This is a genomic window from Pirellulales bacterium (assembly GCA_019694455.1).
Lineage (GTDB): Bacteria > Planctomycetota > Planctomycetia > Pirellulales > JAEUIK01 > JAIBBY01.
In genome coordinates, this window is record JAIBBY010000027.1 from 57,595 (window position 1) to 71,306 (window position 13,712).

Sequence of the window (13,712 nt, forward strand, 5' to 3'; positions counted from 1 at the left end):
GCGGAGCAATTCGTCGCCGCGCGCGGATGGCGTCAGAAAAGTACCGGGCAACATCATTTTTTTGGCCGCGCGCTGGCTACAATGTTCCGCATGGACGATCCATTCCGCTACTACCTCCGCGTTCGCTACGGCGAGTGCGACGCCCAAAAAATCGTTTTCAACGCGCAGTACGGCGTGTATGTCGATCTGGCTGGGCTCGAGTTTCTGCGCGCGCTAGGCTACGGCGAAGTGCTGATGAATGGGCCGCTCGATTACCAGGTCGTCAAACAAACGACCCAGTGGAAATCGTCCGCCCGCTTCGACGACGTGCTCCAGATCGCGGTCGAAGCCACCGCGCTCGGCACGACCTCGTTCACGCTCGCGTGCCAGATTCACGTCGCCGGTCGGCCAGAACCAATCGCCACGACCGAATCGGTCTATGTGCTGGTCGACGCGAAGACGTTGGAAAAGACGCCGCTGCCCGCCGACTTCCGCGCGGCGCTGCAATCCGGCGCGCCAGGGCGCCACGTCAACCATGCCGACAGCACGCTGCGCCACGGCGCTCCCGAAGCGCAGCTCAACTCAAGCCGCGACCACAGCGAATACCCCCGGCAGGATTCGAACCTGCGACCTACGGTTTAGGAAACCGTTGCTCTATCCCCTGAGCTACGAGGGCAAAGTCCGGCGCGCCAGCAACGCCGGACGCCTGCTTCACAAGGTATCGCGGGCGACGGCGACTGGCCAGTGTGTGCGGACGGCCCCTAATAAAGCTGGGGTCCTGCGGCAGTCGCCTTGGTTTCTTGCAGCGAACTAATTCGCCACACCACCCACAGCGCCAGCAGCGTCAACGCCACATCCCACACGCTTAAAGCGACTTCGAATACCGCAAGTGATTGCAGGATTGTCGGGTCTTCTATGCGCGTGGATATGCGGTGCGACACTCGATTGCCGATGCCCGACACAACATAAAACATCCACCAGGTCCACAACCAACTTGGGATGGGTATGGAGTCGTCTCCGTCATAGCTCGCTCCCGGTAGGCTTCCTCGGAAGTTCTCCTTCATCACCTGGTACGGCTTCCAGAGGTTTAAGATTGGCACGAAGAACCATCCCACCGACCAGCCATTGGAAAAGTCCAAACGTTTCGCGCCTAGCGCAGGGAGATTTGAGTGAACGCGGTAGACCCAACGTAGAAATGTGACTGCGGTGGTGAGATATACGATCACGGTTCCAAAAGCCACTCCGGCGATCACGAGTTCCAGCGGAGATAGTCCCTCGCCTGCAAAATACATGTCAGGCTGCAGTACTTGAAGGAAACTCGCCATTGCCATGACAAGATTCCCGATCAAGTTGGCTATCAATAGCGCAATCAAAATGCGTGACAGGATGCGTATTGACCGATAAGGCCCCACTTCGATCCAGCGATCGCCGACGGCCACCTGCGGCACTTCCGGATCTACCGAGGAGTCCAATGTCGGACTCTGATAGGGATTCGCCATTTGCGATTGGTTTGAATCCGCCACGAATCACCTCGATTCTGACGTCTGCCGCTTCGACCGCACGACTATAGCCGACACCGACTGGCCGGCCAAATCACGTGAGTTGATTGGCGCAAACGGCCCGTTCGTCGCCGACGCTGACTAATCATGTTGCGAACGGATGGAATCGCTGGCGCGTTCGTATCCCCTTTGCTCGCGGCCAAGTTGCGGATATGCATAGTGCATCATCAGCAACCGCTTCGGAAAGCCCACTTCGCATGAGCACGCTCTTTGTCGTCCGTCATGGGCAGGCCTCATTCTTCGAGGCCAACTACGATCGACTGTCCGAGTTGGGACGCGAACAATCGCGGCGCCTCGCCCGCTACTGGATCGACCAAGGTTTGCGCTTCGATGTGGTGATCGCCGGCCCGCGAGAGCGGCAGATCGACACCGCGCAAATCATTGGCCAGGTCTATCAGGATGAGCGGTTGCCGTGGCCGCAGGTCGAAGTCTCCCCCGCCTTCGACGAGTATCAGGCCGAGGCCGTCCTCAAGCAGGCCTTGCCGGCGCTGATGGAGCAGGACGAACAGATCAAGAGCCTGTACGGGGCGGTGGAACAGGCTACCGATCAGGCCCAAACCTTGCGCGCCTTTCAAAAGGTGTACGAACTGGTCATCAGCCGCTGGTCGCGCGGCGAACTGGCGCTGGCCGACATCGAGCCCTGGGCCGACTTCTGCGCCCGCGTGCAGGCCGGCATCGACGCGGTGATGGCCCGCCAGCAGCGCGGCCTGCGCGTGGCCATCTTCACCAGCGGCGGCCCGGTCGGCGTCACGCTCGGACGGGCGCTCCAACTTTCGTCGCAAAAAACGTTGGAGATGGCCTGGATGGTCTACAACGCGGCCTACGCCGAATACGCCTACGACCAGCAGCGTTTCACGCTCAGCCGGTTCAACGCCACGCCGCACCTGGTTCAGCGCGAGCACCTGACCTATCGCTAGCACGGCGCCCCGTCGATGGTCGGTTCGCCTGTCCGAAAGGGCGCCCGTCACCTAGAATGCCGCCATTCGCCGACCATGCACCGACGCAGGAGCCTAGAGTGGCACGGCTTGTATCGTTTGTCGTCCTCGCCGCCATCATTGTGCTGTTCGCCATCCTCTTTTTTCAGGTGATGGCGCAGTTTCTCCTGCCCATGTTCCTGGCGGTCATCTTGGTGGTCATGTTCCGCCCCGTGCATCAGTGGTTCATCATCAAGTGCGGCGGGCGGGTTCGCACGGCGGCGCTGCTCACCACGCTAGCCATCTTGATGATCGTGCTCGCCCCCATGCTCACCATCTTGGCGTTTGCGATCGGCGACGCCACCAGCGTGGTCACCGCCTTCAACCCCGATGTCCTCTTGGCCAAAGTCACGCGCCTGCGCGAGAACCTGGGGCTCGATCTGGGCCTGCCGATCGTCGAAGTGCGCAAGCTGCCGGAAATCGAGGCCAAACTCAACGAACTGGAGACCGCCGCCGTCGCCACCACGGTCGACCAGCAGCGCGCCGCTCTCGCCAAGTTCGCCCCCCTCCCGGAACAAGGCAAGGACGCCCCCTCGTTGTTCAAAGACCTGCAAGGCCTGTCCGTTTCTCTGACGGCAAAACAGTTCATGCGTCCCGGCGAAACCGATCCCAACGAAGCCGCCAATCAGCGTTATCAGCAAGCTCGCGCCGATGTCCGCGAAATGCTCACGCTTAATCGCCGGTTGTGGGACCAGGTATCCGTCCCCGACATGGATTCCGACGCCCCCGCGCCCGGTTTTGAGGCAACGGTCAACGAGCTTTCCGCAGCCTACTACGAGTTCAAACGCGCCACGGTCGGCGGGCCGCTCTTGGAAAATGTGCGGCTCTGGGCCAACCCCAGCCGCGAAGATCTCGCCGAAGCGCGGCAATCAGTCACCGGTTGGGTGCAGTCCTACGCCGTCGCCACCGGCACGGTGCTCGGTGGCTGGCTCGCCAATCTGGCGATTGGCCTCTTGGTGCTGGTGATTTCCCTCTACTATTTTCTGGCCGATGGACCGGGCATGATCGCCACCATCATGCGCCTGCTGCCGCTCGACGATCGCTACGAGCGTCAACTTCTCACCGAGTTCGACCGCATCAGCCGCGCCGTAGTGCTGGCCACCATTTTGTCCGCGGTGGTCCAAGGCATCTTGGCTGGCATCGGTTTCACCGTCGCGGGGTTTGACGCAATTTTTCTGCTCACGGTGGTCACCATGTTGCTCGCGCTGGTGCCGTTCGTTGGCGCCGCCGCCGTCTGGGGAAGCTGCGCGGTGTGGCTCTTGATCTACGAAGAGCGCATCTTCGCCGCATCCATGCTGGCGCTGTACGGCGTGTTTGTCATTTCCATGGCGGACAACGTCATCAAACCGATTGTGCTGCATGGCCAATCCAAGCTGCATCCGCTGCTGGCCCTGCTTAGCGTGCTCGGCGGTGTGCGGGCGCTGGGCCCCATCGGCATCTTCGTCGGCCCCATGGCGGTCGCCTTCCTGCAAGCGCTGCTCAACATTCTCAACACCGAGTTGACCGCGCTGAGTCAGCGCGTGCCCACCCTGCACGCGCCCGAGTGATCGACACGGTCGGACACGCTGCGGCCGCTAGCTAGTGCTGGCGCCGTTGGTTGGCTTGTCGTGCGCCTCCCGTTAAATTGGTCGTCCAGCGACAAGCGGACGCAAGCAACGGAGGGCCCGATGACGACGGCTGTCTTTTTCGCCCTGACGCTGGTGGGAGTCGATGCCGGCTGGCAACCCCTCTCAGGCGGCGGTTACGAATACATCATTCAAATCGAGCCAGCCAGCATCGCAGCGCTTCAGGCCGGGCAGGCAATCGTGAGCGACGTGCCGGCTGCGCTCGGCGACATTCGCAGCTATCGCATCCAAGTCGGCGTCGGCGCCTTGCCGCGCGAAACCGCGCCGCCAGACTCCCAGCCAAAGTCGCCGCCGGCCGACGATCCCCCCGTCGTCACCCCCGCCCCTGGTAGCGATCATGCAGCGCAACTCGCCGGAGTTGCCATTGCGGATGAACCGCCTCCGGCAAGCGCTAACAATCCTGCTCCCGACGAGTCCCCCACGCGGCGAGTCGCCGGTTTCCGACCAGAAAACACCGCGCCGAGTAGCGATACCCCCTCGGCAGCCGTAGACACATCAACAACCCCCGCGCCAGCAGCCAGCACATTCGTCGTTCAAGCGTCCCATTGGGTCAAAAACTTGGCGGACAGGCGCCCTTGGTTCGCGCTCTTGGGACTGGGGCTATTGCTGTTCTCGATCGGTGTGAATCTCTTCCTCACGTGGGTCACATGGGAGGCTCGCTCGCAATACCGAGCGCTCGCCCGCCGCTTACGCGGCAATCAATACCACGTCGAGCCGCTTTCGTAGACGTTGGCACACGGCCAGCGGCGTTACGCGGCTTCGGAGTCCGCGTCGGTGTTGTCACCGCTGTTGCCCGTCTGCTCGTCGCTGGCGGTGTGATCGTCGGCTTCCGCGCTGCGGCGCTTTCGACGCGGACGTGGTTCGACGACCGTCACCTCTTCCACCCCCTCCCGCGACCAGCCTTGTTTGCTGGCCGCTTGCGGCCCAGCCGCCATTCCATGCCCTACGCGCCGCTCGGCGAATTCGCCGGCGAACTCCTCGGCCCCCCAGTCGGTGCGCACATGCCAGCGCCTGGTCACATGCGTTGCCACCGGCCGCGCGGGCCGCTCGACACGACGCACGCGAACCTCCGTCCTTGGCGGCGCGACCTCTTCCACCAAAGGTTCCGCGAATTCCAGTTCGCTCACAGGCGGTGGCGACTCGATCATGCGCGGCGGCCGAGTGACCGGCGTCACGGGCAAGTCCATCGAAAACGCCCGCGCGTCGTTCTCGCTCCCCGGCAAGGGGCGCACCGGCACGCGTAGGGCGCGGAAAATCCGCTGGATATGGTCGTGGCAAGTGAACAGCAACAGTTGATGCCCTTCGGCCGCAAAGTCGCGCAGCACCACCGCGGCCGCCTTCGCTCGCGCCGCGTCGAAATTCACCAACAAATCGTCCATCACCAGCGGCAACCGCACGCCCCGCTTGGCGTAGCTTTTGGCCAAGGCCAGCCGCAGCGCCAAATACAATTGCTCGCGCGTGCCGCGGCTCAGCACCTCCACCGGCAACGACGTTCCATCGCGGTCGTCCACCCGCAACACGGGCTCGCCCAGCGGCGTCCAGATCCGGCGGTACTTGCCTTCGCTCAATTGCTCAAAATACTCGCTCGCCGTGTGCAGCGTCTCGGGCTGCCGTTTGTGCTCGTATTCGCGCCGCAAGCGTTCCAAGATCGACCAGGTGATGGCCAGCACCTGCCAGCGCTCCGCCGATCGTCGAATGCGCTCGTCGGCGATGGTCCGGTCCAGTTGCTTGTTCGGCAAGCGTCGATCGGCGACCAGCGTCTTGGCCTGCGCGCCCAGTTCGCCGCGATGTTCCAACAACTTGCGCGCGCGCTGCTCGCAATGAGCGATCTGCTTGGTCTGTTCTCCTGTTCGCGCGGCAAACACCTCGTCGCTCGCCACATCCAGGCTGACGGCGCGTAACTCGTCTTCTCGATAGCGCCCGGCCAGCGCCGCCATGATCTCGGCCTGCGCCGATTTGCGATCCGACTCCAAGGCGAAAATCCGCGATTGAAGTTCCGCCAACCGCCGCAAATCGTCCTCGTTCTCCACGCGGGCACTGTCGAGCAGTTGCCGCCGCTGCCGCTTGAACCGGGTGAGCGCCCGCAACAGCTTGCGCTCCCGCTTCCGCAGCGCCAGGCGCTTCGCTTCCAGCGCGTCGCGCTCGACAGCCACCGCCTGTACGTCGGCAAACGATCGTCGCAGCGCCCCCAGCAGCTCGCTGGCCCTTCGTCCCTCGACCGACAGGCTCGCCAAACTCGCCAGCGGCGTCACGCGCTGCTGAAACTGCGCGAGGCCCCGATCGCGCTGCGCTAATTCGGCCCGCCGCTCGTCGACCAATCGCGAGATTCCCGACATCCGGCGCGAATCTTGCGCCAGCGCCCGCAGTCCGCGCGGCGAAAAATTAGGCGGCAATCCCGCCGCGGCCAGCCCAGTGCGCCACTCGCGCCGCGCGCGTTCCAACTGCTCTTTGCGGTGGGCCAGCCCCGCGTCGGCCGCCTCGATGTCTCGTGTCAGGCCATGCTTTCGCGCGTCGAGCGGCGCCAGTTCTTCCAGCGCGGCCAATTCCTTTTCGGCCGCCTGCACGCGCATCGTGAGCGTGCCTCCCCCTTTGGGGATTTGCTTGTCCAGCTCATCGCGCTCCTGTTGAGCCTGCTTCGCTTGCTTGCTCAAGATCGTCAACTGGTTTTCACATCGCTCCAGGTTTTGCTCGTTGACCTGCTGCAAAAAGATCTTCGCGGCGCCAGCCGCGGCGGTCCCCACCAAACCTAGCGCGGCCAAGCCCAGGCTAAACGTGTCGGAGATCGGCAGCGGCAAGATCATCCCGGCCAAAATCAACACAATCCCCAGACCAAACACCCCCCCCAGCGATGCGATGACCCAGCTTGGCATCACCTGTTCGTCCAACAGGTCCATCCGCTCCGCTTCCAACCCCTTAAGCTGCCGCGCTTGTTGCTCCACGCGCTCATCCAGCGCCAGCCGCCGCCGCAGTTGCGTCACCTTCGCCCCGGCTTGCTCCAAGGCGTCGGTCAGTGCCTGCTTGCCGCGCCCAGCCAGGCCGCCCGTGATTTGCTGATCGAGCGCCGCTATGCCTTCGCGCGCTTGTTGCGCCGTTTTTTCGGCTTCGGCGAGCGCCGTGCGCTCGCGCGACACTTTCTTCGCCGCAGCGCGTAGCGAAGCCACCACGGCGGCGGTGGGCTGGTCCCCCTTCTTGCCCGTCAACCGAGAGTGCTGTCCCTTGCCGCTTAATTGGCCTTCCAACTCGCGGATCTCCGCCGCCACGGCGTCGCGCTGACCCTCGAGGTCGGCGATCCATTCCTGCTGATCGCACAACAGCTCAATCTTGGGCGCCGCTTTCCACAGTTCCTCATGCACCGACATCCGTCCCACGGTCGTCGCCAGGTGCTTGAGTCGCGGGCGCAACTTGGCCAGCCGCTGCTGCGCCAGTTCGCGATTCGCCTTGAGCTGGGCCAATCGCTCAGTCATGCCCGCTGGCACATCGGGCGCGGTTCCCAGTTGCTCCAGTTCGGCGTCCAGCGCGTCGCGGCGAACCAATGGCGCCGACAATCGCCGCGCGGTCTCCAGTCGCGCCAGTCGTTCGGCGGCTGTCGCCTTCTCCGTCTCTAGCAGCGACAGTTCCTGATCGATCTCACGCTGCTCGGCCTGTAACTGTCCATATTGACCCACCAGGCCGCGCAGTTCTTGAATCTCCGTCTGCGCCTGATCGCGTTGCGACACCAGATGCGGCACTTCCGATGGCCGCTCGTCGGCGGCGATCAGCCGATGCCGCGAAGCCGCTAGCTCCCCCATCACCTCGACCAGCGAGACGCGATCGAGCCCCCCCGCGATCCGAAACAGGTGCTCGCTGGCCCGGGTGTCGCTCAACGTCCCCAATTCCTGAAAATCTCGCAGTCCCAGCGCGAACACATGGTTGAAAACCGGTTCGTCGATTGTGGAGAGCATCCGCCGCAAGCGCTCGGCCGTGCGCGGCTCGCCATCGGGCGCGCTGATCGCCAGCTCGCTCTCAAAGCCGTGTCCATCCACACTGCGCGTAAGCGCCAGCAGTTCGTCGTCGTCGCGCACCACCAGCGACCCGCCCGCCGGCGCGGCGCCCAAGGGCGGCAAATAGCGCTCTCGACGCTCCGGCGAGAAGCCATACAGCATCGAACGCACAAACTGCATCAGGGTCGTCTTGCCGGCTTCGTTCGCGCCGTAAAAGACATTCAGGCCGTCCGACAGGCCATCCAGTCGCTGCTCGCGCCAAATGCCAAACCCCTCTATCCGCAGCTCGCGAAGTATCATCTCATGCTTCTCCTGCCTCGCTCGAGCTCCCCAACAGCTCCCATCCCAGCGCCGTCGCCTGCCGCAGCACGCGCGCCCGCGTCTCCGGGTCGGCCAGCGCCACCAACTCGCTCAACTCTTCGCGCCGCCGCGGACTCACCAGATCCGGCAAATCCAAGTCGCGCTGCGCATCGAGTTGCAGCCCGCGTAGTTCTCGCAAAAAGTCCCCCAGAATGCTGTCTTGCGCATAAAGATCGTCGGGCATGCGCTCGGCCGGCGACAGTTCCAGCGCCGCGCTCCACCGCATCGGCGTGGCGTAGCCATGCTTGGCGCGTAGCGCTTCCAATAGTTCGGTGGCCGCGCGCCGAGCCATCGCCCCCGCCAGGCCTTCCACCACGCGAACCTGCCAATGCACAATCGCGTCGCAGTCGGCGGCCTGTTCCGCCAACAACAGCAGTCGCTCCTCGATCAGCGATTCCAACTGGCCGAAGTGCCGCGTAGATTCGATCGTCAACTCTTCACGCTGCCAGCGCAGCACATCGGTGGCCACAGGCCGGGTGCGCACGTGGTTCTCGTGCCCCACTTCCACCAGGGTGCAGCCATGAGGCCCCGCTTCCGAGAAGCGCCGCCCCTGCGGGCTGCCGCAATAGATCGCCGTCGACTTCCCTGCCAGCAGCGTTTGCCGGTTGTGCCGTCCTCCCAGCGCCCAATAGCCCACGCCGCGCCCATCAAGCTTGCTCGCCTCCACCGGGCCGTGCCCCGTCACGATCGTGAACAAATCGGCCGATGCGTCCACTTTCCATTCCGCGGTAGAACGCTTACGATCGCGCGCGGTCGCCACCAACTTCGCCACGCTCTCGCCCGCGCGCTGGATGATCGCTTCCTCGACATGCGCTCGGCTGAATCGCTGCACCGACTCGGGCAGGCGCATCATTTCGGGCCAGCGATCCGCCGCGTCGACCTGCCCCGCCACCCAATACGTGGCAATGCCGCGCTCGTGCAGTCGCTCCAATTGCGATGTCAAAAAGGCGACCGCCACCGGCCCCGCCAAGCGCACATCGGCGATGTCTCCCGCCAGCACGACGAAATCAACCCGCTCGGCGAGCGCCGTTTCGATCACTCGCTCGGCCGCCAGATACGGCGCTTCGACCAGCGCCTCGCGCAAATGATCGGGGACTTCGACCAGTCCGCTGGCCGGCAATTCCAGATGCCAGTCGCTGGTGTGCAGAAAGCGAAATGCGAGACCAGACATCGACGCCTCCCTGCGCGAAAGACAGGCCAGTTGGGCAGTTTGCGCGTGTAGTCTAGTCCCTGCCGCCTCTCCTGGCTACGCGAGTTCGCCCAACTGCCAGGCCGGCGGTTCGCCGTTCAGACGCCCCCCAGGGAAGCATTCGCCCAACCGGGCAATAATGCTCCCAACGGGGCGAACTGGGCCGCTTACAATCGGCCCCGTGAGCCGGGCCCCGTCACTGATCGGCAACGCTCGGCGACCCGGGGAAGTGTTCACCGAGCTATTCAAGACTCCCTGCGGCGCCCCGCCTCCCGCCTCGCCTCCGCGATCATCCATCCGCGCGGCCCGCTTCTTCCGCCTCGCCCCGCGCGCGATCGTCAATCCGTGCGGCCCCCTTCTTCCGCCTCGCCCCCACGCAGTAGGGGGAGAGGCAGCGACCGCAGGTCGCGGTGAGGGGGCATTTTTCTTACGTTCTTCTTCGCCCTAACTGCGTGCCATGTCCACGCTTCGGCGTGGACATGCCGAACTACGCGCGAGCCGACTTCGGCCTTCGCCCCCGAGCAGCGAAGCGCAGCAGGGGGAGAAGGTGGCCGATAGGCCGGATGAGGGGGCTTTCTCTTGCCACTATTCTCCCCTCTCTGCGTCTCCCCGTCTCTGCGGTTATCTTCCCCGCGCGCTTGAACCCCCACCGTCGGCGCCGTAGGCTAGCCGCCGAGCGCTAGGACGTCATGGGGCGCGGGCTTTTTTTTCGTTCGTCGCCCCGCGAGTGTCTTTTTCTCGTCGCGGAGGTTGGCTAATGCGATTGTCTCCTTGGGCCCTCTCTCTGGCGCTCGTCGCCGCCACGCTGGCCGCGCCGCGGGCCCAGGCGGCCAGCATTCAGTATTTGAGCCCCTTCGGCTCGTCGTTTGGCATCGCCTACGGCGTCGACGGCAAGAATGTGGTGGGGGAAAGCAATATCGGTTGGTGGTACGACGGTAGCGCGTACCATGTCATCCAACCGCCCGGCGGCTTCACAACGATCCCACATGACATCTCGGGCAACAAGATCGTCGGCTGGTATACGGCCGGGGTGCAGGGTGGGCGCGGATTTCTCTACGATGGCAGCACGTACACGACGATTAGCCATCCCTTGGGAGTGAATGGCACAAGCGCCTGGGGCATCGATGGCAACAGGATTGTCGGACAGTACGACGATGCTAATAAAGTTGCGCATGGGTTTCTTTTTGATGGCGCCACTTACACGACTATCGACCACCCGTTAGGGACGCGGGGAACGTTTGTAACTGGAATCGATCAACAGAATATCGTTGGCACCTACCTAGACAGCCAGGGAAAATACCACGGCTTTCTCTTCGACGGCACGACCTACACCACGCTGGACGACACATATCTCGGCGGCGGATACGGCGCAACGATCGCCAACGGCATCGATGGCGACCGCGTTGTCGGCTACGCCTCGATAGGCACTGGGCAACTCATCACCAGTTTCATCTACGATGGCGCCACCTACACCCACCCCCTCGGGGAGGAACTGGAATTGCTCGGCGCGCATCATTTTCGCGGCATCTCGGGCAACCGCATCGTCGGCGAATACAATGACCAGCCCTTTATCTACACCATCCCCGAACCGGCGTCGCTGGCGCTGGCCCTCTGCGCCGCGCTAGCGCTGCCGCTGGTCCGCTGGCGATCCCATAGCCGCAGTTCGCCAGCCTAGCGGCCGCTTGCCCCTTCTTTCCTCCCTCCGCGTCTCGGCGGGTCGTCCCCCCTCCCGCCTCACCTGCTCCACTGCTCACCTGCTCACCCCACATGCCCACGGCTGCGCCGTGGAGCATGCCACCTAATTGCGACCAGACTCCGTATTCCTAATCCCCCCCTCTGCGTCTCCGCGCCTCTGCGGTTCATCTTCTTCCCTAACCACTTGCCACTAGCCACTATTTCGCGCTTCCGCGTCTCGGCGGTTTGCTTCTTCCCTGGCCACTGGCTGGCCTGCTAGCGGTCGGCTGCGGACGTGCGCCCTTGCGAGCATGCGGGTTGTCGGCCCGCCCCGTGATTTCGAACAAAAATCGGCTCGGTACCGTCGGCCGGCTCTTGCCCCATTTGTTCCGCGCCAGGGCCAAAGTCAGCGTCAGCCGCTCCCGCGCGCGAGTCACCCCCACGTAGCACAGCCGCCGCTCTTCGTCGATGGCGTCCCCCTCCATCTCCACCGCGCGTCGATGCGGCAACAACCCCTCCTCCATGCCCACCAGGTACACCTCGTTGAACTCCAGCCCCTTGGCCGAGTGCAGCGTCATGAGCACCACGGCGTTCCGCTTCAGTTGCTTCTCCTTTTCGTCATCTTGATCGCGATCGGCCAGCAGCAGGTCGGCCACGAAACCATCCAGGCTCGGCTGGCTCGTCTGCTTTTCATAATTCGCCAGCGCGTTGACCACCTCCTCAACCGCAGTCCAACGCGTTTGCTGCTCCTCCGACGTGGGATACAACCGCGCCAACTCGTCTTGGTAGCCAATTTCATGGATCAGCGATTTCAAGGTATCCACCAGCGATCCGTGCTGCGCTCGCCGGCGGTAGCGCTCCACCAACTCGACCAGTTGCCGCATGCCCGCCGCCGTGGCTTCGGTCACGCGCCCCAGCGCTTTGGGGTCGCACAGTATTTCCCAGGCCGGCTTGCCCTGGCTGATGGCCGTCTCCACCAGTAGTTTGGCTGTGCTGGGCCCAATGCCTCGGGCAGGCGTGTTCAAGATGCGCAGTAGCGCCGCTTCGTCCTTGGGCTGGGCCAGCAGTTTGACATAGGCCAGGATGTCGCGCACTTCCTTGCGATCGTAAAAGCTCGATCCGCCAATCAGCACATATGGCAACTTCACGCGCCGCAGTTCGGTTTCGAAAAGCCTGGGCTGCTCGTTCGTGCGGAACAAGATGGCGAAGTCGCGCGGCTCAACCCCCGGCGTCTCCAGTCGAATCCGCACCTCTTCCACCACATTCTTGGCCTCCATCACTTCGTCGGCGGCCTGCAAGATGCGAGGAGCTTCCCCCGGCTTGTCCGACCGCAGCACCTTTTTGTGGCGCTGGCGATTGAAGGCGATCAAGCGATTCGCCATCTCCAAGATGGGGCTGGTGCAGCGATAATTCTGCTCCAATCGCACCACTTTCGACTCGGGCCAATCGCGCTGAAAGTTCAAGATGTGCGTCACCTCGGCCCCCCGCCAACCATAGATCGATTGGTCGTCGTCTCCCACCACGCACAGGTTGCGGTGCTCGCGGGCCAGCGCCTTGACGATCTGGTACTGCGATTGATTGGTGTCCTGATACTCGTCGATCAGCAGGTGCGAGAACCGCGCCGCCTCTTCGCCGCGCACATCGGCATGGCGGGCCAACAGTCCCTCGCTTAAGAGCAACAGGTCGTCAAAGTCGACCGCCCCAGAGGCCTTGAGCGCTTGTTGGTATCGTCGGTAGGCGCTGGCCGCCAGGTGCTCCTTGTCGGTGGTCGCCAGTTCGGCCGCCGTCGCCGGCTGCACGCTTTTCATCTTCCAGGTGCTGATCGACGCCAACAGATCGCTCGGTTTCAGCATGTCGCCCGATACTCGAATTTCGCGCAGCGCGCGTCTTGCGGCGCTCTCCTGATCTCCCCGGTCATAAATGGTGAACTGCGCCGGATACCCCAGTCGCGTGATATGGCGCCGCAATATCCGCACGCAGAGCGAATGGAAAGTGGAGATCTGCGGCTTTTCTTTCTGCTGCCGACCCAATAGCGCGGCCGCGCGACTCTGCATCTCGCTGGCCGCCTTGTTGGTGAACGTGACCGCCAAGATCGCTCCCGGCCGCGCCCCGTGGCGAATCAGCGCCGCAATGCGGTGCGTTACCACACTGGTCTTGCCGGTGCCGGCGCCCGCCAAGACCAATAGCGGGCCCCGCAACGTGCGGACGGCTTCGAGTTGCGCTTCGTTCAGTTGAGCCATCCGCGTGCGACGCCCCCGGTAGAATCGCCAGTGCCAGGTAACCGACCGATGGTAGAGTTCGCTCCTCAGGTCCGCAATTGGCCGCCTTAGCCGTCGGGCGAGATTGCCTCCACGGTGGTCGCTTTTTGTCCT

At 63.6% G+C, this 13,712-nt stretch carries 9 protein-coding genes and 1 tRNA gene; 5 read left to right on the forward strand and 5 right to left on the reverse strand.

Features of this window, described 5'->3' with window-relative positions; genetic code table 11:
* The first annotated feature begins 81 nt into the window (after window positions 1–81).
* Window positions 82–621 (forward strand): acyl-CoA thioesterase, encoded by a 540-nt coding sequence (locus K1X71_12560; GenBank protein MBX7073972.1) that lies wholly within the window; start codon window positions 82–84, stop codon window positions 619–621.
* Here K1X71_12560 and K1X71_12565 read toward each other — a convergent pair.
* Together K1X71_12565 and K1X71_12570 are read right to left on the reverse strand one after the other, a co-directional pair.
* Window positions 583–655 (reverse strand) — tRNA-Arg (locus K1X71_12565). The two genes, K1X71_12560 and K1X71_12565, sit on opposite strands and share 39 nt — an antisense overlap.
* A gap of 85 nt (window positions 656–740) precedes the next feature.
* Entirely contained in the window at window positions 741–1,502 is a 762-nt protein-coding gene (locus tag K1X71_12570) for a DUF4328 domain-containing protein (GenBank protein ID MBX7073973.1), read from the reverse strand.
* A gap of 233 nt (window positions 1,503–1,735) precedes the next feature.
* Here K1X71_12570 and K1X71_12575 point away from each other — a divergent pair, with 233 nt between their 5' ends.
* The 3 genes from K1X71_12575 to K1X71_12585 all read left to right on the forward strand — a co-directional run bounded on the left by K1X71_12575 (window position 1,736) and on the right by K1X71_12585 (window position 4,863).
* Window positions 1,736–2,455, forward strand: a complete 720-nt coding sequence (locus K1X71_12575; GenBank protein MBX7073974.1) for a histidine phosphatase family protein — start codon at window positions 1,736–1,738, stop codon at window positions 2,453–2,455.
* A 98-nt stretch (window positions 2,456–2,553) separates the two neighbouring features.
* A complete protein-coding gene (locus K1X71_12580) occupies window positions 2,554–4,059 on the forward strand; it encodes an AI-2E family transporter (GenBank protein MBX7073975.1) in 1,506 nt (501 codons plus the stop codon).
* Between the two features lie 120 nt (window positions 4,060–4,179).
* Window positions 4,180–4,863: a hypothetical protein gene (locus K1X71_12585; GenBank protein MBX7073976.1), complete on the forward strand. Its 684-nt coding sequence runs from the start codon at window positions 4,180–4,182 to the stop codon at window positions 4,861–4,863.
* A 23-nt stretch (window positions 4,864–4,886) separates the two neighbouring features.
* Here the strand turns inward: K1X71_12585 and K1X71_12590 are convergent, their stop codons facing one another.
* Both K1X71_12590 and K1X71_12595 read right to left on the reverse strand, forming a co-directional pair.
* Window positions 4,887–8,417, reverse strand: coding sequence for an AAA family ATPase (locus K1X71_12590; GenBank protein MBX7073977.1), 3,531 nt, complete (start codon window positions 8,415–8,417; stop codon window positions 4,887–4,889).
* 1 nt (window position 8,418) lies between these two features.
* Window positions 8,419–9,648 (reverse strand): DNA repair exonuclease, encoded by a 1,230-nt coding sequence (locus K1X71_12595; GenBank protein MBX7073978.1) that lies wholly within the window; start codon window positions 9,646–9,648, stop codon window positions 8,419–8,421.
* Window positions 9,649–10,423: 775 nt separating this feature from the next.
* Between K1X71_12595 and K1X71_12600 the strand changes: the two genes are divergently transcribed.
* Window positions 10,424–11,341 (forward strand): hypothetical protein, encoded by a 918-nt coding sequence (locus K1X71_12600; GenBank protein ID MBX7073979.1) that lies wholly within the window; start codon window positions 10,424–10,426, stop codon window positions 11,339–11,341.
* 217 nt (window positions 11,342–11,558) lie between these two features.
* On the opposite strand, the gene K1X71_12605 is transcribed toward K1X71_12600, so the two are convergent.
* On the reverse strand, window positions 11,559–13,580 hold the full coding sequence (locus K1X71_12605) for a UvrD-helicase domain-containing protein (GenBank protein MBX7073980.1): 2,022 nt from the start codon (window positions 13,578–13,580) through the stop codon (window positions 11,559–11,561).
* Between the last annotated feature and the right edge of the window lie 132 nt (window positions 13,581–13,712).

What these genes read in the sequence shown, in the direction of transcription:
- K1X71_12560 (MBX7073972.1), top strand. Translation starts at nt 82, where the DNA reads ATGTTCCGCATGGACGATCCATTCCGCTACTACCTCCGCGTTCGCTAC.
- K1X71_12575 (MBX7073974.1), top strand. Translation starts at nt 1,736, where the DNA reads ATGAGCACGCTCTTTGTCGTCCGTCATGGGCAGGCCTCATTCTTCGAG.
- K1X71_12585 (MBX7073976.1), top strand. Translation starts at nt 4,180, where the DNA reads ATGACGACGGCTGTCTTTTTCGCCCTGACGCTGGTGGGAGTCGATGCC.
- K1X71_12590 (MBX7073977.1), bottom strand. Translation starts at nt 8,417, where the DNA reads ATGATACTTCGCGAGCTGCGGATAGAGGGGTTTGGCATTTGGCGCGAG.
- K1X71_12595 (MBX7073978.1), bottom strand. Translation starts at nt 9,648, where the DNA reads ATGTCTGGTCTCGCATTTCGCTTTCTGCACACCAGCGACTGGCATCTG.
- K1X71_12600 (MBX7073979.1), top strand. Translation starts at nt 10,424, where the DNA reads ATGCGATTGTCTCCTTGGGCCCTCTCTCTGGCGCTCGTCGCCGCCACG.
- K1X71_12605 (MBX7073980.1), bottom strand. Translation starts at nt 13,580, where the DNA reads ATGGCTCAACTGAACGAAGCGCAACTCGAAGCCGTCCGCACGTTGCGG.